The organism is Vibrio kasasachensis (assembly GCF_050337565.1).
GTDB lineage: Bacteria > Pseudomonadota > Gammaproteobacteria > Enterobacterales > Vibrionaceae > Vibrio > Vibrio kasasachensis.
Genome location: NZ_JAKJTB010000014.1, coordinates 20296 through 39847 on the forward strand (window position 1 = coordinate 20296; position 19552 = coordinate 39847).

Annotated in this window: 33 protein-coding genes; 2 read left to right on the forward strand and 31 right to left on the reverse strand. The window is 45.2% G+C overall.

The annotated features are described in order from the left end of the window. Window positions 1-561 carry a LysM-like peptidoglycan-binding domain-containing protein gene (locus L4C38_RS11905; protein ID WP_428797785.1) on the reverse strand — a complete coding sequence of 187 codons (561 nt, stop codon included), beginning with the start codon at window positions 559-561 and terminating at the stop codon, window positions 1-3. 234 nt (window positions 562-795) lie between these two features. Here L4C38_RS11905 and bamJ point away from each other — a divergent pair, with 234 nt between their 5' ends. Together bamJ and L4C38_RS11915 are read left to right on the forward strand one after the other, a co-directional pair. Next, the gene (gene bamJ / locus L4C38_RS11910) at window positions 796-1416 is read left to right on the forward strand and encodes a BamJ family beta-barrel-assembly machinery protein (protein ID WP_428797786.1); all 621 of its coding nucleotides are present in this window, start codon (window positions 796-798) and stop codon (window positions 1414-1416) included. Between the two features lie 96 nt (window positions 1417-1512). Beyond that, on the forward strand, window positions 1513-2004 hold the full coding sequence (locus L4C38_RS11915; RefSeq protein WP_428797787.1) for a DUF2780 domain-containing protein: 492 nt from the start codon (window positions 1513-1515) through the stop codon (window positions 2002-2004). Between the two features lie 90 nt (window positions 2005-2094). On the opposite strand, the gene rplQ is transcribed toward L4C38_RS11915, so the two are convergent. From rplQ to rnr, 30 genes are all read right to left on the reverse strand, one after another. Beyond that, entirely contained in the window at window positions 2095-2475 is a 381-nt protein-coding gene (gene rplQ / locus L4C38_RS11920) for a 50S ribosomal protein L17 (RefSeq protein WP_428797788.1), read from the reverse strand. Between the two features lie 26 nt (window positions 2476-2501). Then, window positions 2502-3494: a DNA-directed RNA polymerase subunit alpha gene (locus tag L4C38_RS11925; RefSeq protein ID WP_428797789.1), complete on the reverse strand. Its 993-nt coding sequence runs from the start codon at window positions 3492-3494 to the stop codon at window positions 2502-2504. A gap of 23 nt (window positions 3495-3517) precedes the next feature. Further along, window positions 3518-4138: a 30S ribosomal protein S4 gene (gene rpsD / locus L4C38_RS11930; protein WP_428797790.1), complete on the reverse strand. Its 621-nt coding sequence runs from the start codon at window positions 4136-4138 to the stop codon at window positions 3518-3520. 27 nt (window positions 4139-4165) lie between these two features. Then, window positions 4166-4555 (reverse strand): 30S ribosomal protein S11, encoded by a 390-nt coding sequence (gene rpsK / locus L4C38_RS11935; protein ID WP_001118870.1) that lies wholly within the window; start codon window positions 4553-4555, stop codon window positions 4166-4168. Window positions 4556-4573: 18 nt separating this feature from the next. Continuing rightward, the gene (gene rpsM / locus L4C38_RS11940) at window positions 4574-4930 is read right to left on the reverse strand and encodes a 30S ribosomal protein S13 (protein ID WP_428797791.1); all 357 of its coding nucleotides are present in this window, start codon (window positions 4928-4930) and stop codon (window positions 4574-4576) included. Window positions 4931-5078: 148 nt separating this feature from the next. Then, window positions 5079-5192, reverse strand: coding sequence for a 50S ribosomal protein L36 (gene rpmJ / locus L4C38_RS11945; RefSeq protein WP_000868186.1), 114 nt, complete (start codon window positions 5190-5192; stop codon window positions 5079-5081). 39 nt (window positions 5193-5231) lie between these two features. Beyond that, window positions 5232-6566, reverse strand: coding sequence for a preprotein translocase subunit SecY (secY, locus tag L4C38_RS11950; RefSeq protein WP_428797792.1), 1335 nt, complete (start codon window positions 6564-6566; stop codon window positions 5232-5234). Window positions 6567-6586: 20 nt separating this feature from the next. Next, complete coding sequence (gene rplO / locus L4C38_RS11955) at window positions 6587-7021, reverse strand: 50S ribosomal protein L15 (protein ID WP_428797793.1); 435 nt, start codon at window positions 7019-7021, stop codon at window positions 6587-6589. A gap of 5 nt (window positions 7022-7026) precedes the next feature. After that, complete coding sequence (gene rpmD / locus L4C38_RS11960; RefSeq protein ID WP_428797794.1) at window positions 7027-7203, reverse strand: 50S ribosomal protein L30; 177 nt, start codon at window positions 7201-7203, stop codon at window positions 7027-7029. A gap of 7 nt (window positions 7204-7210) precedes the next feature. Next, complete coding sequence (gene rpsE, locus L4C38_RS11965) at window positions 7211-7714, reverse strand: 30S ribosomal protein S5 (protein WP_428797795.1); 504 nt, start codon at window positions 7712-7714, stop codon at window positions 7211-7213. 14 nt (window positions 7715-7728) lie between these two features. After that, window positions 7729-8082, reverse strand: a complete 354-nt coding sequence (gene rplR, locus L4C38_RS11970) for a 50S ribosomal protein L18 (protein ID WP_428797796.1) — start codon at window positions 8080-8082, stop codon at window positions 7729-7731. A 9-nt stretch (window positions 8083-8091) separates the two neighbouring features. Next, window positions 8092-8625: a 50S ribosomal protein L6 gene (gene rplF, locus L4C38_RS11975; protein ID WP_428797797.1), complete on the reverse strand. Its 534-nt coding sequence runs from the start codon at window positions 8623-8625 to the stop codon at window positions 8092-8094. A gap of 10 nt (window positions 8626-8635) precedes the next feature. Next, window positions 8636-9028, reverse strand: coding sequence for a 30S ribosomal protein S8 (gene rpsH / locus L4C38_RS11980; RefSeq protein ID WP_075651034.1), 393 nt, complete (start codon window positions 9026-9028; stop codon window positions 8636-8638). Between the two features lie 29 nt (window positions 9029-9057). Then, window positions 9058-9363, reverse strand: coding sequence for a 30S ribosomal protein S14 (gene rpsN / locus L4C38_RS11985; protein WP_182108730.1), 306 nt, complete (start codon window positions 9361-9363; stop codon window positions 9058-9060). A 17-nt stretch (window positions 9364-9380) separates the two neighbouring features. Then, entirely contained in the window at window positions 9381-9920 is a 540-nt protein-coding gene (gene rplE / locus L4C38_RS11990) for a 50S ribosomal protein L5 (protein ID WP_428797798.1), read from the reverse strand. A gap of 14 nt (window positions 9921-9934) precedes the next feature. Beyond that, a complete protein-coding gene (gene rplX, locus L4C38_RS11995; RefSeq protein ID WP_428797799.1) occupies window positions 9935-10249 on the reverse strand; it encodes a 50S ribosomal protein L24 in 315 nt (104 codons plus the stop codon). Between the two features lie 11 nt (window positions 10250-10260). Beyond that, on the reverse strand, window positions 10261-10632 hold the full coding sequence (gene rplN / locus L4C38_RS12000) for a 50S ribosomal protein L14 (protein WP_428797800.1): 372 nt from the start codon (window positions 10630-10632) through the stop codon (window positions 10261-10263). A 160-nt stretch (window positions 10633-10792) separates the two neighbouring features. Then, window positions 10793-11047 (reverse strand): 30S ribosomal protein S17, encoded by a 255-nt coding sequence (gene rpsQ / locus L4C38_RS12005; RefSeq protein WP_428797801.1) that lies wholly within the window; start codon window positions 11045-11047, stop codon window positions 10793-10795. Then, window positions 11047-11238 (reverse strand): 50S ribosomal protein L29, encoded by a 192-nt coding sequence (gene rpmC / locus L4C38_RS12010; protein ID WP_428797802.1) that lies wholly within the window; start codon window positions 11236-11238, stop codon window positions 11047-11049. The genes rpsQ and rpmC overlap by 1 nt, the downstream gene beginning before the upstream one ends. Then, window positions 11238-11648: a 50S ribosomal protein L16 gene (rplP, locus tag L4C38_RS12015; protein ID WP_428797803.1), complete on the reverse strand. Its 411-nt coding sequence runs from the start codon at window positions 11646-11648 to the stop codon at window positions 11238-11240. Before rplP ends, rpmC begins: the two co-directional genes overlap by 1 nt. Before the next feature lie 11 nt (window positions 11649-11659). Beyond that, complete coding sequence (rpsC, locus tag L4C38_RS12020) at window positions 11660-12358, reverse strand: 30S ribosomal protein S3 (RefSeq protein ID WP_428797804.1); 699 nt, start codon at window positions 12356-12358, stop codon at window positions 11660-11662. A gap of 19 nt (window positions 12359-12377) precedes the next feature. Next, window positions 12378-12710 (reverse strand): 50S ribosomal protein L22, encoded by a 333-nt coding sequence (gene rplV / locus L4C38_RS12025; protein WP_005597124.1) that lies wholly within the window; start codon window positions 12708-12710, stop codon window positions 12378-12380. Window positions 12711-12720: 10 nt separating this feature from the next. After that, window positions 12721-12999: a 30S ribosomal protein S19 gene (rpsS, locus tag L4C38_RS12030; protein ID WP_005435078.1), complete on the reverse strand. Its 279-nt coding sequence runs from the start codon at window positions 12997-12999 to the stop codon at window positions 12721-12723. A gap of 19 nt (window positions 13000-13018) precedes the next feature. Beyond that, window positions 13019-13843 carry a 50S ribosomal protein L2 gene (rplB, locus tag L4C38_RS12035; protein WP_428797805.1) on the reverse strand — a complete coding sequence of 275 codons (825 nt, stop codon included), beginning with the start codon at window positions 13841-13843 and terminating at the stop codon, window positions 13019-13021. Window positions 13844-13859: 16 nt separating this feature from the next. Next, the gene (rplW, locus tag L4C38_RS12040; protein ID WP_005597130.1) at window positions 13860-14162 is read right to left on the reverse strand and encodes a 50S ribosomal protein L23; all 303 of its coding nucleotides are present in this window, start codon (window positions 14160-14162) and stop codon (window positions 13860-13862) included. Continuing rightward, entirely contained in the window at window positions 14159-14761 is a 603-nt protein-coding gene (gene rplD, locus L4C38_RS12045; RefSeq protein ID WP_428797806.1) for a 50S ribosomal protein L4, read from the reverse strand. The genes rplW and rplD overlap by 4 nt, the downstream gene beginning before the upstream one ends. 17 nt (window positions 14762-14778) lie before the next feature. Beyond that, window positions 14779-15408: a 50S ribosomal protein L3 gene (gene rplC, locus L4C38_RS12050; RefSeq protein WP_428797807.1), complete on the reverse strand. Its 630-nt coding sequence runs from the start codon at window positions 15406-15408 to the stop codon at window positions 14779-14781. 14 nt (window positions 15409-15422) lie between these two features. Then, window positions 15423-15734, reverse strand: coding sequence for a 30S ribosomal protein S10 (rpsJ, locus tag L4C38_RS12055; protein WP_001181007.1), 312 nt, complete (start codon window positions 15732-15734; stop codon window positions 15423-15425). A gap of 476 nt (window positions 15735-16210) precedes the next feature. Next, window positions 16211-16948 (reverse strand): 23S rRNA (guanosine(2251)-2'-O)-methyltransferase RlmB, encoded by a 738-nt coding sequence (gene rlmB / locus L4C38_RS12060; RefSeq protein ID WP_428797808.1) that lies wholly within the window; start codon window positions 16946-16948, stop codon window positions 16211-16213. A 32-nt stretch (window positions 16949-16980) separates the two neighbouring features. After that, window positions 16981-19446, reverse strand: coding sequence for a ribonuclease R (gene rnr, locus L4C38_RS12065; protein WP_428797809.1), 2466 nt, complete (start codon window positions 19444-19446; stop codon window positions 16981-16983). Window positions 19447-19552: the final 106 nt, after the last annotated feature.

Sequence of the window (19552 nt, forward strand, 5' to 3'; positions counted from 1 at the left end):
TCACTTACTTTTAGTAAAACTACCGCTAGAGTTGCGGTAAAACATGACAGATTTAGAAGAACTCTTAAGCTGTAAGATGTCAAGATTACCGTCATCTTTGATCTTAAAGCGTACAAGTTGCCCGACCTTTATTTGGCTCAGTGGTTTATCACTGCCTTCTACTTTGACCAATGCATTCAAATCAACCATTGGTAGATTATTAGCACGAAATACCTGCGCCAACGTATCTCCTGATTTGACTTGATATTCTTTCCATTGTTCTGATTGAAGAGGCTGAATTTTCGGCTCTCCTTGCTCGCTCAAACTTTGTGTATTGACCTCAACGGCAACACGTTGTGCCTCTAGCACATCTGGCTGCTTATCTACCTCAGGAAAAGGAATCAATACCAACAACAGAACGATTGGCACCAATATCAACAAGGTACGCTGGTGCAATTTGGGTAACTGATTCCATCGGTTCTGTGCATTTCGCTTAAACTTGATCCAATCAAAGGCTAACATCTTGCTCTTGGCCAATTGAATGTAATCGACTTGCTGTGACTTTTTCTTACGGCGATTCATTGCAACGCGTCTCCAAACTGCTCTAATGCTAAGTATAAAAACCTAGATGCGTCGAGTATAGGAAATTTCGTCAATGAAAGTAATGCTCAGGTCAAATCTCACACTTTCCCCTAAAAACTAAGACTTATCTCTCACTCTGTTAGTTAGTAAACAATCTCATAGAGCCGACGTTTCATCCTAAAGCTAATACTGGTATCCTTTAGTTCTTTCGACACCCATAAAAAGAGAGACTCCATGTCTGAAGTTAAATTTGAAACTGTAGAACAAAAAGCAAGCTACGGTATTGGTCTACAGATGGGTCAGCAACTTGCTGGCGCTGGTCTTGAAGGTCTAAATGTTGCTGCAATCGCGGCTGGTATCGCAACGGCACTTACTGGTGATATGCCAGTAATCGAAATCGATGAGATCAACGAAGCTCTTCAAGAAATGCAAATGCGTGCAGAAGAAGTTCGTCAAGAAGCGGCAAAAGCTGCGGCAGCAGACGGTGAAGTTTACCTAAAAGACAACGCACTTCGTCCAGAAGTGACTGTACTTGAGTCTGGTCTACAGTACGAAATCATCACTGAAGGTACGGGTGAAATTCCAACATCTGACAAGCAAGTACGTGTGCACTACCACGGTGAGCTAACTGACGGAACCGTATTTGACAGCTCTGTGTCTCGCGGTCAACCAACAGAATTCCCAGTAACTGGCGTGATCAAAGGTTGGGTTGAAGCGCTTCAACTAATGCCAGTTGGTTCAAAGTGGAAACTTTACATCCCTCAAGACCTTGCATACGGCGAGCGTGGTGCAGGTGCTGCGATTCCTCCTTTCGCAGCGTTAGTCTTCGAAGTGGAACTACTTGATATCCTATAATTGCGTTTATAGCGATTAATTTGAAAGCGGCGCTCTGCGCCGTTTTTTTTTCGCTATTCTATAAGAACGACTAAAAAGCAGAAAAGGAAACCTGTTGTGAAGAAAACTCTTGTTTGCTCAATTTTAATGTTAGCGAGTAGCTCTACTCTCGCCTTCGGGGATTTAACTAAAGACAGCGGTCTTAGTAAAGGCTTAACAGATATGGTAAGCGATAATATCAGTTCGTCAGCGACGACATCGCCACTAACAAGCCTGCTCAGTGATCAACTACCTGTTTCGCCAGATCAAGCAACTGCAGGGGCGGGAGCACTACTATCTTTAGCTGGAAATCAACTGCCAGGTCAATACAGCAACGAACTCCAGTCAATGATACCAGGTATGGATAAACTGGGTGGCGCATCGAATCTTCTTGGTGGTCTAGGGGGGATTGAAAACTTTGCGGCAGTACAGAATGCTTTTAGCCAAGTTGGTTTAGACCCATCAATGATTAGTCAGTTCGCACCATTGATTCTGCAATACCTTGGCGATGGTGGGGCAAGTGAAGGCTTACTTGGCTCTTTGAGTAATCTTTGGATGCCAAAAAGTTAAGTGCGGTAATACTCATGATTTAGCGCTAACAAATTTAAGACACAAAAAAGCCGAGCTATTGCTCGGCTTTTTCTGTTCTTTCGAACCTGATTACTCAGCAGCAGTTTCAGCAGCTGGGCGATCAACAAGCTCAATGTAAGCCATTGGAGCTTTGTCACCAGCACGGAAGCCAGCTTTTAGGATACGTGTGTAGCCGCCTTGGCGAGCTGCAAAACGTGGACCTAATTCGTTGAATAGTTTTGCAACGATCTCGTTATCACGAGTGCGTGCAAATGCTAGACGACGGTTAGCAACGCTGTCTGTCTTAGCTAGTGTAATCAAAGGCTCAACTACGCGACGTAGCTCTTTTGCTTTTGGCAAAGTAGTCTTGATAACTTCATGACGTACTAGAGAGCTAGCCATGTTGCTAAACATCGCTTTACGATGTGAGCTATTGCGGTTGAGTTGACGACCACTCTTACGATGGCGCATGACCTAATCCTTCTAACTAGTATCGATTAATCTTCAGCGATAGACGCTGGTGGCCAATTTTCTAGGCGCATGCCCAGAGAAAGACCACGTGATGCAAGTACGTCTTTAATCTCAGTAAGAGATTTTTTACCAAGGTTAGGCGTTTTAAGTAGCTCAACCTCAGTACGCTGTACAAGATCACCGATGTAGTGAATCGCTTCTGCTTTCAAACAGTTAGCAGAGCGAACTGTTAGTTCAAGATCGTCTACAGGACGCAGTAGGATCGGATCGAATTCTGGCTTCTCTTCCTTCTCCTCAGGTACACGTACATCACGAAGATCTACGAACGCATCAAGTTGTTCAGCTAGGATAGTAGCTGCACGACGAATTGCTTCCTCAGGATCAAGAGTACCGTTCGTTTCCATATCGATTACAAGCTTGTCTAAGTCTGTACGTTGCTCTACACGAGCCGCGTCAACAGAATAGGCAATCTTGTCTACTGGACTGTAAGTTGCATCAACCAGTAGGCGACCAATTGGACGCTCATCTTCTTCGGTATGGATACGAGCAGAAGCAGGAACATAACCGCGACCACGTTCAACTTTGATACGCATAGCGATCTCAGCATTGTCATCTGTAAGATGACAAATAACGTGTTCTTGGTTAACGATCTCTACATCACCATCATGGGTGATGTCACCTGCAACCACAGGGCCCGAGCCTGATTTATTCAGCGTAATAAACACTTCATCTTTGCCTTCAGCAACGCGAACAGCAAGACCTTTAAGGTTAAGTAGGATTTCAAGAATATCTTCTTGAACGCCTTCTTTAGTGCTGTACTCGTGTAGAACGCCTTCAATCTCTACTTCTGTTACCGCACAACCCGGCATAGAAGATAGAAGAATACGGCGAAGTGCATTACCAAGAGTGTGACCGAAGCCACGCTCTAACGGCTCAAGAGTTACTTTTGCATGAGTCGTGCTGATTTGTTCGATGTCAACAAGACGTGGCTTAAGAAATTCTGTTACAGAACCCTGCATTGTGTCCTCTCTTTAGTTTAACCTTACTTAGAGTAAAGCTCGACGATCAATTGTTCGTTGATGTCAGCTGACAGATCAGAACGCTCAGGCTTACGCTTGAATGTACCTTCCATCTTGCCGCCATCTACTTCAATCCAAGTTGGTTTTTCGCGTTGTTCCGCAACTTCTAGAGCTGCTTTAATGCGAGATTGCTGTTTAGCTTTCTCACGAATAGAAACAACGTCGTTAGCCGCTACTTTGAAAGAAGGAACGTTTACAACTTTACCGTTTACTAGGATAGCTTTGTGGCTTACTAGCTGACGAGATTCAGCGCGAGTTGCACCAAAGCCCATGCGGTAAACTACGTTATCAAGACGACCTTCAAGAAGCTGAAGCAGGTTTTCACCTGTGTTGCCTTTAAGGCGAGCAGCTTCTTTGTAGTAGTTACGGAATTGTTTTTCTAGAACGCCGTACATACGACGAACTTTCTGCTTCTCACGAAGCTGAACGCCGTACTCAGATAGACGACCGCGACGAGCGCCGTGTACACCTGGTGCGTTATCAATTTTACACTTGGTATCGATCGCGCGAACACCAGACTTAAGAAATAAGTCAGTGCCTTCACGACGGCTAAGCTTCAGCTTAGGACCCAAATATCTTGCCATGATTCTTCTCCAATAGTCCTAGAAACGTTATACGCGACGTTTCTTAGGTGGACGACAACCGTTATGAGGAATTGGTGTCGCATCAACGATGTTCGTGATACGGAAACCAGCAGCGTTCAGTGCGCGAACAGTAGATTCACGACCTGGACCTGGACCTTTAACCATAACTTCTAAGTTCTTTAGACCGTATTCTTTAGCCATTTCAGCACAACGCTCAGCAGCAACTTGTGCAGCGAACGGAGTTGACTTACGAGAACCACGGAAACCTGAACCACCTGCAGTAGCCCAAGCTAGTGCATTACCTTGACGGTCAGTAATGGTAACGATTGTGTTATTAAAAGAAGCATGGATGTGCGCAACGCCATCCGCAACTTGTTTGCGAACGCGCTTACGCGCGCGTGTTGGTTGTTTAGCCATTGTACTCTACCTTCCCGACTATTTCTTGATCGGCTTACGCGGACCCTTGCGGGTGCGAGCGTTGGTTTTAGTACGCTGTCCACGTAGTGGTAGACTGCGACGATGACGAAGACCGCGGTAACAACCAAGGTCCATGAGACGCTTGATGTTCATCGATACTTCACGACGTAGATCACCTTCTACAGTGTATTTAGCTACACCATCACGCAGTTGATCGATCTGTTCTTCAGATAGTTCACTGATCTTAACATCTTCAGCAATACTCACGTCAGCTAGAATAGCTTGAGAACGAGTCTTACCGATGCCGTAAATCGCAGTTAATGCGATTACAGCGTGTTTATGATCAGGAATGTTAATGCCTGCTATACGGGCCATTATTCACTCCATAGTGTTTCTTAAAAGAATTAGCCGCAGCAAAGCCCGTTTCGGATACGCTGCGGAACGCTACTTCTTTTGCACGCAAAAGGTAGGCCGAGAAATATACTCGACACTACCTTACATTTCAAGTAAAAATTTCTACTGATTAGCCTTGGCGCTGTTTGTGCTTTGGCTCACTGCAAATCACGCGAACGACACCGTTACGCTTGATTACTTTACAGTTACGGCAGATTTTTTTAACGGAAGCACGAACTTTCATTGCTAAACTCCGTAAATGAAATCTGATACTACCGCCGAATTAACGGCCATAGCCTTTCAGATTCGCTTTCTTCAACACAGAATCATACTGTTGGGACATCAGATGAGTCTGTACCTGTGCCATAAAATCCATGATTACTACCACTACGATTAGTAGTGAAGTACCGCCGAAGTAGAAACGTACGTTCCACGCGACCATCATGAACTCTGGGATCAGACAGATAAAGGTAATATACATCGCACCCGCTAGGGTTAGTCGAGTCATCACTTTATCTATATATTTCGCTGTCTGTTCACCTGGGCGGATACCGGGCACGAATGCACCAGACTTCTTCAAGTTATCTGCAGTTTCACGTGGGTTAAACACCAACGCTGTATAGAAAAAACAGAAGAAGATAATTGCTGCTGCATAAAGCATTACATACAGAGGTTGACCAGGGCTTAGAGCCAAAGACACGTCAGTTAACCAACCGAACGCGCTGCTCTCGCCATTCTGACCAAACCATTGCGCCAATGTTCCAGGGAACAGGATAATGCTTGATGCGAAGATTGCTGGTATTACACCCGCCATATTAATTTTAAGTGGCAAGTGAGTACTTTGTGCAGCAAATACTTTACGACCTTGCTGACGCTTCGCATAGTTAACGACGATACGACGTTGACCACGCTCCATGAAAACAACGAAGTAGATGACTGCAAAAGCAAGTACACCAATCAACAGCAGAAGAAGTACATGCAGTTCACCTTGACGCGCTTGCTCGATTGTTTGACCGATTGCCGAAGGCAATCCAGCAACAATACCTGCAAAGATCAGTACCGAAATACCGTTTCCAATTCCGCGCTCTGTAATTTGTTCACCTAACCACATCAAAAACATGGTACCGGTTACTAAACTTACGGTAGCAATTAGCGTAAACATGGTTTGGTTGATAACAACCAGATTATCGACCATGTTTGGTAGGCCAGTTGCAATACCAATAGCTTGGAATGTTGCAAGTACAAGCGTGCCGTAGCGTGTGTATTGGCTTATCTTACGACGGCCTGCTTCACCCTCTTTTTTGAGTTCAGCTAACGCTGGGTGTACTACAGTTAGCAATTGGACAACAATTGACGCCGAAATATACGGCATGATGCCCAATGCTAATATAGATGCACGCTCAAGAGCACCACCGGAGAACATGTTAAACATTTCAACGATGGTACCTTTTTGCTGGTCGAACAAATCGGCAAGTACAGCTGCGTCAATACCAGGGATTGGCACGAAGGACCCTGCGCGGAATACCAAAAGAGCACCTAATACAAATAATAGGCGCGACTTTAACTCCGCCAATCCATTTTTCGCACTACTAAAATCTTGTCCTGGTTTTTTAGCCATCTGTACCTTTCCTTCGAAGATTAATCTTCTACTTTACCGCCTGCAGCTTCGATCGCAGCTTTAGCACCTTTAGTCACACGTAGACCTTTAACAGTCATTGATTTGCTAATTTCACCAGAAAGAACGATTTTTACAAATTCGATGTTCTTAGTGATAACGTTAGCAGCTTTCAAGCTGTTTAGATCTACTACGTCACCTTCGATTTTCGCTAGCTCAGCTAGACGAACTTCAGCAGACACTAGGCTCTTACGAGAAGTGAAGCCGAACTTAGGTAGACGCTGTTTCAAAGGCATTTGACCGCCTTCAAAACCTGGACGGACAGAACCGCCAGAACGTGACTTTTGGCCTTTATGACCGCGGCCGCCAGTTTTACCCAGGCCAGAACCGATACCACGACCTACACGCTTCGGAGAAGTTTTCGAGCCAGCAGCCGGTGATAGAGTATTCAAACGCATTCTGATTACTCCTCAACTTTAACCATGTAGTAAACCTTGTTGACCATACCGCGCACGCACGGAGTATCTTCAAGTTCTACTGTGTGGTTGATTTTACGAAGGCCTAATCCGCGCAAAGTAGCTTTGTGCTTTGGCAGACGACCAATTGAGCTTTTAGTTTGAGTTACTTTAATAGTTGCCATCGTGTTCTTACTCCGAAATAGATTCAACAGTTAGACCACGCTTAGCAGCAACCATTTCTGGTGACTTAACGCTAGCTAATGCATCGATCGTCGCGCGAACGGTATTGATCGGGTTCGTAGAACCGTATGCTTTAGAAAGAACGTTATGTACACCAGCAACTTCAAGTACTGCACGCATCGCACCACCGGCGATAACACCCGTACCTTCTGCAGCTGGCTGCATGTAAACTTTAGAGCCCGAATGGCGACCTTTCACTGGATGGTGAAGAGTACCTTCGTTTAGCGCGATAGTAGTCATGTTACGACGCGCTTTTTCCATTGCTTTTTGAATCGCTGCAGGTACTTCACGTGCTTTGCCGTAACCGAAACCTACGCGACCATTACCGTCACCAACTACTGTTAGTGCAGTAAAGCTCATGATTCGACCACCTTTAACCGTTTTAGAAACACGGTTAACTGCGATTAGCTTTTCTTGCAAATCATTCGCTTGAACTTGTTGTTCTTTAGCCATCTTCCAACCCTACCTTAGAATTTCAGACCAGCTTCGCGAGCAGATTCTGCTAGCGCCGCTACTCGACCGTGGTATTGGAAACCAGAACGATCAAATGCAACTGAAGTTACGCCTTTTTCAAGAGCGCGCTCAGCAACAGCTTTACCTACTGCTTTAGCTGCATCGATGTTACCAGAGTATTTCACTTGCTCACGGATCGCGTTTTCTACAGTAGAAGCAGCTGCGATAACCTCAGAGCCGTTTGCCGCGATAACTTGTGCGTAAACATGGCGAGGAGTACGGTGTACTACCAAGCGAGTTGCGCCAAGTTCTGCAATCTTACGACGTGCGCGTGTAGCACGACGGATGCGAGATGCTTTCTTATCCATAGTGTTACCTTACTTCTTCTTAGCTTCTTTGGTACGCACATTTTCATCTGCGTAACGAACACCTTTACCTTTATAAGGCTCAGGGCGACGGTAAGAACGAATATCAGCCGCAACTTGACCAACTACTTGCTTATCACAGCCAGTAATAATGATTTCAGTTTGACTTGGACATTCTGCTGTAATACCTGCTGGCAACTCGTGCTCAACAGGGTGAGAGAAGCCTAGTGTTAGACCTACAGCGTTGCCTTTAATAGCAGCACGGTAACCAACACCTTTTAAAGTTAGCTTCTTCACAAAGCCTTCAGTCACACCGACAACCATGTTGTTAACTAGTGCACGAGCAGTACCTGCTTGTGCCCATGCGTTTACAACACCATCTTTAGGACCGAAAGTAAGGTTGTTTTCTTCCTGAGCGATAACTACAGCGTTGTTTAGAACGCGAGTCAGTTCGCCTTTAGCACCTTTTACAGTAACTTCTTGGCCGTTTAGTTTCACCTCTACGCCAGCTGGAATAGCGACAGGTGCTTTAGCAACACGAGACATATCCTACTCCTTACGCTACGTAACAGATGATTTCACCGCCAAGACCTGCTTTACGGGCAGCACGGTCTGACATCAGACCCTTGGAAGTAGAAACAATCGCAACACCAAGACCACCCATTACAGAAGGAAGTTGATCTTTCTTCTTGTAAACACGTAGGCCTGGACGAGAAACACGCTTAAGTTGCTCGATTACTGGTTTCGCTTGGAAGTACTTAAGAGTAACTTCTAGCTCAGGTTTTGCTTCGCCTTCAACAGCGAAGTCAACGATGTAACCTTCAGCTTTCAGTAGTGCAGCGATTGCAACTTTAAGCTTTGAAGAAGGCATTTTTACAGCAACTTTATTTGCTGCCTGACCGTTACGAACGCGGGTCAGCATATCCGAAATCGGATCTTGCATGCTCATATGATTTACTCCAAATGATTAAGTAGCAATTACCAGCTAGCCTTACGAAGACCCGGAATCTCGCCTTTCATGCAAGCTTCACGAACCTTAATACGGCTTAAACCGAACTTACGTAGGTAACCGTGTGGACGACCAGTTTGGTTGCAACGGTTGCGCTGACGTGATGCACTTGAATCACGTGGAAGAGCTTGCAGTTTAAGAACTGCGTTCCAACGATCTTCTTCTGATGCGTTTACATCGCTAATGATAGCTTTAAGCGCAGCACGCTTTTCAGCGAACTTAGCAACAAGCTTTGCACGTTTAACTTCACGTGCTTTCATTGAATTTTTAGCCATAACAGTAACCCTTCACCTTACTTACGGAATGGGAAGTTAAAGGCAGCCAGCAGAGCGCGGCCTTCCTCATCGGAACCAGCAGACGTCGTGATAGTAATATCAAGACCGCGGACACGATCAACTTTATCAAAGTCGATTTCCGGGAAGATGATTTGCTCGCGAACGCCCATGCTGTAGTTACCGCGTCCGTCAAAAGACTTAGCGCTAACACCACGGAAGTCACGTACACGTGGAAGAGCGATGTTAATCAAACGCTCCAGAAAATCCCACATACGTTCGCCACGCAAGGTTACTTTACAACCGATTGGGTAGCCTTCACGAATTTTGAAACCTGCAACAGATTTACGCGCTTTAGTGATAAGAGGCTTTTGACCAGAGATCGTAGCCATATCAGCTGCTGCGTTTTCTAGCAGTTTCTTGTCGTTGATTGCTTCACCAACACCCATGTTAAGGGTGATTTTTTCGATTCTAGGGACTTGCATGACGCTTGTGTAGCTAAACTGTTTGGCCAGTTCAGCGACTACAGACGACTTGTAGTAATCATGCAGTTTCGCCATAGTAGAACTCCAAATTACTTAATTGTTTCACCGTTTGATTTGAAGAAACGTAATTTCTTACCTTCTTCGAAACGGAAACCGATACGGTCCGCTTTACCAGTAGCTGCGTTGAAGATCGCAATGTTAGATGCGTCAATAGCTGCTTCTTGCTCAACAATACCACCTTGGATACCTAGAGCTGGAACAGGTTTTTGATGCTTCTTAACTAGATTGATACCTTCTACGATAACTTTACCAGTTGTCAGAACCTTAGTTACTTTACCTTTCTTGCCTTTATCTTTACCAGCAAGAACGATTACTTCGTCATTTTGACGGATTTTAGCTGCCATTATAGCGCTCCTTACAGAACTTCTGGAGCCAGTGATACGATTTTCATGAACTTATCGCCACGAAGTTCGCGTGTCACAGGGCCAAAGATACGTGTACCGATTGGTTGCTCTGTAGTATCGTTAAGCAATACACAGGCATTACGGTCGAAGCGAATGACAGAACCGTCTGGGCGACGAACGCCTTTTCGGGTGCGCACTACTACCGCCTTCAGAACATCACCTTTTTTAACTTTACCGCGAGGAATTGCTTCTTTCACTGTAACCTTGATGACGTCACCGATATGTGCATAACGGCGGTGAGAGCCACCCAGGACCTTAATACACATTACCTTGCGCGCACCAGAGTTATCTGCAGCGTCAAGTGTACTTTGCATTTGGATCATTGTTAGTGCTCCGCTAAATATTAAAACTAGACCCATCTCGGGTCGGGCTGCCTCTTTAAAAGGGACGCGAATTGTACCACCCTTTTCCGAGCTTGGGTAGTCAAAAAATGAACGGCTCCAACTTAATTTTTGGAGCCGTTTATCGATAGAAGAGAGAAGATTACATCTTCGCCTTTTCTAAAACTTTTACCAAAGTCCAAGACTTAGTCTTAGACAGTGGACGACACTCAGCGATCTCAACTTTGTCGCCTAGGCCACATTCGTTGTTTTCGTCATGTGCGTGTACTTTAGTCGTACGTTTAATGAACTTACCGTAAAGAGGGTGCTTTACAGTACGTTCGATAGCAACAACGATAGATTTTTCCATCTTGTCACTAACAACACGACCTTGTTGAGTACGTTTTACTTCGCTCATTATGCGCCTGCCTTTTCAGTCAAAACAGTTTTCACACGTGCGATATCACGGCGTACAGCTTTCAGTGTATGAGTTTGCTGCAGTTGACCAGTAGCACCCTGCATGCGCAGGTTGAACTGTTCACGTAGCAAGCTCAATAACTCAACGTTAAGCTCTTCAACGCTTTTCTCGCGTAGATCTTGTGCTTTCATCACATCACCTGCTTAGTTACAAATGTCGTCTTGAATGGCAGTTTGCGAGCCGCTAAACGGAACGCTTCACGTGCCAATTCTTCAGGTACACCACCCATTTCGTACATAACCTTTCCAGGTTGGATTTGGGCTACCCAGTACTCAACGTTACCTTTACCCTTACCTTGACGAACTTCAAGTGGTTTTTCTGTGATTGGTTTGTCTGGGAACACACGGATCCAGATTTTACCTTGACGCTTAACGTGACGTGTCATTGCACGACGTGCCGCTTCGATTTGACGAGCAGTTAGACGACCACGGCCAATAGCTTTAAGACCGAATTCGCCGAAGCTTACATCAGTACCTTTAGCTAGACCACGGTTACGACCTGTCTGAACCTTACGGAACTTAGTGCGTTTAGGTTGTAGCATCTGTCGACTCCTTACTTACGGCCTTTGCGCTGCTTCTTAGGCTTGTCGCCTTTAGGCTCTACAGCGTTAGCTGCTGGCATACCGCCTAGAATCTCACCTTTGAAGATCCAAACTTTAATGCCGATCACACCATATTGAGTGTGAGCCGAAGAAGTTGCGTAATCAATGTCAGCACGTAGAGTGTGTAGAGGCACACGGCCTTCACGGTACCACTCAGAACGTGCGATTTCAGCGCCGCCTAAACGACCGCCTACTTGCACTTTGATGCCTTTAGCGCCTAAACGCATAGCATTCTGTACCGCGCGCTTCATAGCACGACGGAACATAACACGACGTTCCAGCTGAGACGCGATGCTATCACCAACAAGTTGAGCGTCAAGCTCAGGCTTACGTACTTCAGCGATGTTAATTTGCGCTGGTACACCTGCGATTTTCGCTACAGCTGCACGTAGTTTCTCTACGTCTTCGCCTTTCTTGCCGATAACTACGCCTGGACGAGCAGTGTGAATAGTCACACGGATGCTCTTCGCAGGACGTTCGATAACGATGCGTGATAGTGATGCTTTTTTCAGTTCGCTTGTAAGGAACTGACGTACCTTGAAGTCGCCGTCTAGGTTGTCAGCGAAATCTTTGGTGTTAGCAAACCATGTAGCATTCCAAGGCTTAACGATGCCGAGACGAATACCATTTGGATGTACTTTTTGACCCATTGCTTACTCTCCTAGTCTCTTAGCGATCTGCTACAACAATAGTGATGTGGCTTGAACGCTTCAAGATACGATCCGCACGACCTTTAGCACGAGGCATAATACGCTTCATGGTAGGGCCTTCATCTACGAAGATTTTAGCGACATTTAGATCGTCGATATCTGCACCTTCGTTGTGCTCCGCGTTCGCGATAGCTGACTCAAGAACTTTCTTGATTAGTTCAGCAGCTTTTTTGTTGCTGAACGTCAAGATTTCTAGTGCTTGATCAACTGATTTACCACGAATTTGATCTGCAACTAAGCGAGCTTTCTGAGGAGAAATGCGAGCAAAGTTATGTTTAGCTAATGCTTCCATCATCTACTCCCTAGCGCTTCTTAGCTTTCTTATCCGCAGCATGACCGCGGTAAGTACGAGTTGGTGCGAATTCGCCCAGTTTGTGACCGATCATTTCTTCAGTTACAAATACTGGTACGTGCTGACGACCATTATGGACAGCGATGGTCAAACCGATCATCGTAGGGATGATCATTGAGCGACGGGACCAAGTCTTAATAGGCTTTTTGTCTCCGCTTTCCACCGCTTTCTCTACCTTCTTCAGCAAGTGTAGGTCAATAAATGGACCTTTCTTGAGAGAACGTGGCATGGCGATTCCTCTTTATAGATTATTTGTTACGACGACGTACAATGTACTTATCAGTACGCTTGTTCTTACGAGTCTTAAAGCCTTTAGTAGGCATACCCCATGGTGATACTGGGTGACGACCGCCAGATGTGCGACCTTCACCACCACCGTGTGGGTGATCAACTGGGTTCATTACCACACCGCGAACGGTTGGACGAACACCACGCCAGCGCTTAGCACCAGCTTTACCTAGTTCACGTAGCATGTGCTCAGAGTTGCCTACTTCACCGATTGTTGCACGGCCTTCAGACAATACTTTGCGCATTTCGCCAGAACGTAGACGGATAGTTACATATGTACCGTCGCGAGCAACGATTTGAGCATATGCACCAGCCGAACGAGCTAGCTGACCACCTTTACCAGGCTTAAGTTCAACGTTATGTACTGTTGAACCTACTGGGATGTTACGCATTGGAAGCGTGTTACCAGCTTTAATCGGTGCATCAACACCTGACTGGATAGCATCACCAGCTTTTACACCTTTAGGTGCAAGGATGTAACGACGCTCGCCGTCTGCGTACAGAACTAGAGCGATGTTTGCGCTACGGTTTGGATCGTATTCTAGACGTTCAACTTTCGCTGGGATACCGTCTTTAGTACGTTTAAAGTCAATTAGACGGTAGTGATGTTTGTGACCACCACCGATGTGACGTACTGTAATACGACCGTTGTTGTTACGACCGCCATTCTTAGAGTTTTTCTCTAGAAGAGGTGCGTAAGGCTTACCCTTGTGTAGGTCAGCGTTAACAACTTTAACAACGTGACGACGACCAGGGGAAGTCGGCTTACATTTAACAATAGCCATTTCTCAACTACTCCTGTTATTCCGCGCCGCCAACAAAGTCAAGATCTTGACCTTCGTTCAAAGTAACGTACGCTTTCTTAACGTCGCTGCGGCGACCTTGGCGTAGACCTTGACGTTTGGTCTTACCCTTAGTAATAAGAGTATTTACAGACTTAACTTCAACTTCAAATAGCTTTTCTACAGCTGCTTTGATCTCTTTCTTAGTTGCATCTTTAGCTACTTTGAAAACGATAGTGTTCGCTTTCTCTGCAGCCATAGTTGCTTTCTCAGAGATGTGCGGAGCACGTAGAACTTTTAGGATACGTTCTTCAGTGATCATGCTAGCATCTCCTCAACTTGTTTAACTGCGTCAGCAGTCATTAGCACTTTGTTGAAAGCAATTAGAGATACTGGATCAATACCAGCAACATCACGTGCATCAACTTTGTACAGGTTACGAGCCGCTAAGAATAGATTCTCATCTACTTCGCCAGTAACGATTAATACATCGTTAAGCTCAAGCTCTTTAAGCTTAGCTACTAGCTCTTTAGTTTTTGGTGCTTCTACAGAGAAGTTATCAACAACGATTAAACGCTCTTGACGAACTAGCTCAGAAAGAATGCTTTTCATAGCACCGCGGTACATTTTCTTGTTTACTTTTTGACTGTGATCTTGAGGTTTCGCAGCAAAAGTAACACCACCTGAACGCCAGATTGGGCTACGAATTGTACCAGCACGTGCACGGCCAGTACCTTTTTGACGCCATGGCTTAGCACCACCGCCAGATACTTCTGAACGTGTTTTTTGAGCGCGTGTACCTTGACGAGCACCTGCTGCAAATGCAACAACTACTTGATGTACAAGAGCTTCGTTAAACTCACGTCCGAAAGTAGTTTCAGAAACAGTCAGTGCATCAGCACCTTTAACCATAAGTTCCATTACTTACTCCTGAGACGTTATGCTTTAATAGCTGGTTTAACGATCACGTTGCCACCAACTGCGCCTGGGACTGCACCTTTAATAAGAAGCAGGTTGCGCTCAGCGTCAACACGTACGATCTCTAGGTTTTGAGTCGTTACACGCTCAGCACCCATATGACCTGCCATTTTCTTGCCTTTAAACACGCGACCTGGAGTTTGACATTGGCCAATTGAACCTGGAGCGCGGTGAGACAATGAGTTACCGTGAGTCATATCTTGAGTACTGAAGTTCCAACGCTTAACAGCGCCTTGGAAACCCTTACCTTTAGATGTACCAGTAACGTCTACTTTTTTAGTTTCGTTGAATAGTTCAACCGTTAGCTCAGCGCCAACTGCAAACTCTTCACCGTTTTCCAAACGGAATTCCCAAAGACCACGACCAGCTTCTACACCTGCTTTAGCAAAGTGACCAGCTTCTGGTTTAGTAACGCGGTTAGCTTTCTTAGTTCCAGCTGTAACTTGGATTGCTGCGTAGCCGTCAGTATCAAGTGATTTAACTTGAGTTACACGGTTCGCTTCAACCTCAACAACAGTTACAGGGATAGAAACGCCTTCTTCAGTAAATACGCGGGTCATGCCCACTTTACGACCGATTAGACCAATCATTATTCTAATCTCCCTTAACCTAGGCTAATTTGAACGTCAACGCCTGCAGCTAGGTCTAGACGCATCAGAGCATCAACAGTTTTGTCTGTTGGCTCAACGATGTCGATTAGACGTTTGTGAGTACGAATTTCGTACTGATCACGTGCATCTTTGTTAACGTGTGGAGAGATAAGAACTGTGAAACGCTCTTTACGTGTAGGTAGTGGGATTGGACCACGAACCTGTGCGCCTGTGCGCTTAGCTGTTTCAACGATTTCCGCTGTAGAAGCGTCGATTAACTTGTAATCAAATGCTTTTAAGCGGATACGGATACGTTGGTTCTGCATGAGACAGAGCTCCAATTATTTAATATTACACAAACAATATCGCCACTCAAACTCGTTAAGACGAGAGAATGCCGATTGATTTATGTGAAACCGTAGCATCCAAGATTAGGACGCATTGTCAGTTAATTTTCGATTAACTCCCCCTACATGTCAGAGTCACCTCTGGGGATAGTTTTTCCGAAGAAAAGGTAGCTAATTGTATTAACCGCGAACATAAGCTGAGTCTACATTACCTATCAAATCTTAATGATTTGCTAGCTCCTCATCGCTCATTGGTTCACAACTGGCTTAACCAGTGAGCAGTATTATACAGATCACAATTCTATCTGCAAGCTGTCTGGGGAAAATAAACACCATTTTTTTTAACTCACTGATGTCCCTAATTTTGTATTATCCATATAATACAAAACGCAGATTGCACTAACAATCTGCGTTTTTTCTCTGCTTTATGCGCAGGGATTTACTTCAATGTAAACTTACGCCATGCGCTGGCGTACCGCTTCAAATAAACAAACACCTGACGCTACCGAAACATTCAAGCTCGATACACTACCTGCCATTGGTATTTTTATCAGATCATCGCACGTTTCACGAGTTAATCGGCGCATACCATCACCTTCTGCGCCCATCACGATAGCTAACGAACCAGTCAATTTGGCTTGGTAAATGTCTTGGGTAGCTTCACCAGCGGTTCCCAAAAACCAAACACCCTTTTCTTGCAGTGCTCGCATTGTTCGCGCTAGGTTAGTCACTCGTACCAAAGCCACTGTTTCCGCAGCACCACAGGCAACTTTACTAACCGTTGCATTCATTGATGCTGATTTATCTCTCGGTACAATGACCGCTGCCACGCCTGCTGCATCAGCATTGCGTAGACAAGCGCCTAGATTATGAGGATCAGTCACACCATCAAGTACCAAAAATAAAGGCGACTCATGTTTTGCTAGAATATCATCTAGATCATTTTCATTAAGTTGCTTCGCTGGCTTAACGCGAGCGATGATGCCTTGGTGGTTTGCACCTTGTGCTTTGTCATCCAGAGTTTTACGTACCATCTGCTGGATAGATATACCAAATTTTTGTAGGTCATTCAAAATTGGCATTAAGCGGTCATCTTGACGACCTTTAAGTACGTACGCTTCAATAAAGCGCTCTGGTTCGTGCTCCAACACAGCTTTCACTGCGTGGATACCGTAAAGAAATTCGTTACTCATTCTCTAAACCTGTCATTCAAGCATTTATTTGCTTACTGCGCGTTATCCGCGCGCTTGGCATTCTTTGGTTTGCTATGCGGCTTTTTTTTACGCGCCTTTTTCACCTTAGCTTTTTTCTCATCACCAACGTTCTTTACCTCTTTGCGTTCCGGACGCTTAGTCGGTTCAAGTTCAGGTGTTGCTTTACGCGCTGGGCGACTTCCCGCCGCTGCACGTTTTTTCGCTTTAGCTTTTTGTTGCGCTTCTGCCGCACGCTTTTTGGTCGTCTTTCCTTCGCCGCGTAGCTTACGACTTGTTTCAACTAATTCAAAGTCAATTTTCTTGTCGTCCAAGTTCACCGCTAACACTTTGACTTTTACTGCATCACCTAAGCGATAGATCGCGCCGAAGCTTTCGCCAATAAGTCGTTGACCAACTGGATCAAACTGGTAGTAATCATTCGCCAAAGATGAAATATGCACCAAACCATCAATATGAAGTTCGGTTAGACGAACAAAGAAACCAAAACTGGTTACATTGGCAATTACGCCGTCTAACTGCTCACCAACATGGTCTTGCATATACTCACACTTGAGCCAATCTGCCACATCACGTGTTGCATCATCAGCACGACGCTCAGTCATTGAACACTGCTCACCGTACACATCCATATCATCAAATGAATAGTGGAAGCCACCGGTTGGTGTCCAACGATCTTGATTACGCCCCTCTTCCTTGGCAATTAAGTATTTTATTGCGCGGTGTAATAGCAAATCAGGGTAACGGCGAATTGGTGAGGTAAAGTGCGCATAACGTTTTAGCGCCAGACCAAAGTGTCCACAGTTATCTGCGTTATAAACCGCTTGCTTCATAGAACGCAGCAACATGGTTTGAATAAGCTCTTTGTCTTGACGCTCGGCGATTTGTTTAACCAAATCGGCATAATCTGTTGGCGAAGGTTCTAATCCGCCACCTAAGTTTAAGCCTAGCTCACCTAGAAAATCACGGAAACCTTGTAAACGAATCTCACCTGGAGTTTCGTGGATACGAAATAGTGCCGGCTCTTTTGCTTTTTCTACGTACGATGCAGAGGCAATGTTTGCCAAAATCATACATTCTTCGATAATTTTATGTGCATCGTTACGGATCACAGGTTCAATACGGTCAATCTTACGTTCAGCATTAAAGATGAACTTAGTTTCTACCGTTTCAAACTCAATAGCACCGCGGTTATCACGTGCAACTTTTAACACCTTGTACATCTTGTGCAGCTCTTCAAGATGCGAAACTAAAGGTTCATAACGTTGGCGAAGTTCTTCATCGCCGTCTAAGACTGCGCCTACTTTGCTGTAAGTCAGACGTGCGTGCGAGTTCATCACTGCTTCATAATGCTTGTAGCTTGATAACTTACCGCTCGCTGAAATGGTCATCTCACATACCATACACAAGCGATCAACCTGCGGGTTAAGCGAACACAAACCATTTGATAGAACTTCCGGTAACATTGGCACTACTTGCGATGGGAAGTAAACCGAGTTACCACGGTTAATCGCTTCTTTATCTAAAGCGGTATTAGGGCGAACATAATAGCTAACATCGGCAATGGCTACCCACAGGCGCCAGCCACCGCCTTTCTTCACTTCACAGTAAACTGCGTCATCGAAATCGCGTGCATCTTCACCATCAATGGTAACTAATGGTAATTCACGCAGATCAACGCGACCTACTTTCGCTTCTTCTGGAACTTCTTCGCCCAGATTGGCGGTTTGCTTCTCTACAGCTTCTGGCCATTCATTCGGAATTTGATGAGTGCGAATCGCTATTTGCGTTTCCATACCTGGCGCCATATTCTCACCAAGTACCTCAACCACTTTACCCATCATGCCACGTGAGCGTGAACCACGATCTGTAATCTCAACTACGACCACATTACCCATACGTGCACTGGTTTTGTGCTCATTTGGGATCAAAATATCATGGCTAATACGCGAGTCATCAGCAACTACGTATGAGTAACCGTACTCAAGGAAGAAGCGACCCACGATTTGGGTATTTCGCTCTTCCAATATGCGTACTAATCGTCCTTCTTTGCGCCCACGTTTTGAGTTCTCTGTTGGCTGTACCAACACAAAATCACCATGTATGACTGTCTTCATTTGGTGATTGGGCAACACAATGTCAGCATCTTTATTCATGCTGCCTTCTGGTCTTACCCAGCCGTGACCATCTTTATGACCAATCACGTACCCTTTTATCATTTCTAGCTTTTCAGGGAGCGCATAACATTGGCGACGTGTGAAAACTAATTGACCATCTCGCTCCATGGCACGCAGGCGGCGGCGCAAGCCTTCATAATGCTCTTCACCCTGTAACTTGAGTGCTTCAAATAAGTCATTTCGGTTTAGGGGAACGCCAGCCGTTTTCAAAAATTCGAGAATAAATTCACGGCTTGGAATCGGATTTTCATAATTTTCTGATTCACGTTTAGCGAAAGGATCGTTAGGGATTTGGTCTGACATAAGCAAGCCCAATTAGCAAGGAAGGTATGTGGCTATTATATCTGACTAACGAAGTAACCTACAGCTTAGTGGTTACAAAAAGGAAAAATAGCTGCGCTATTTTCAT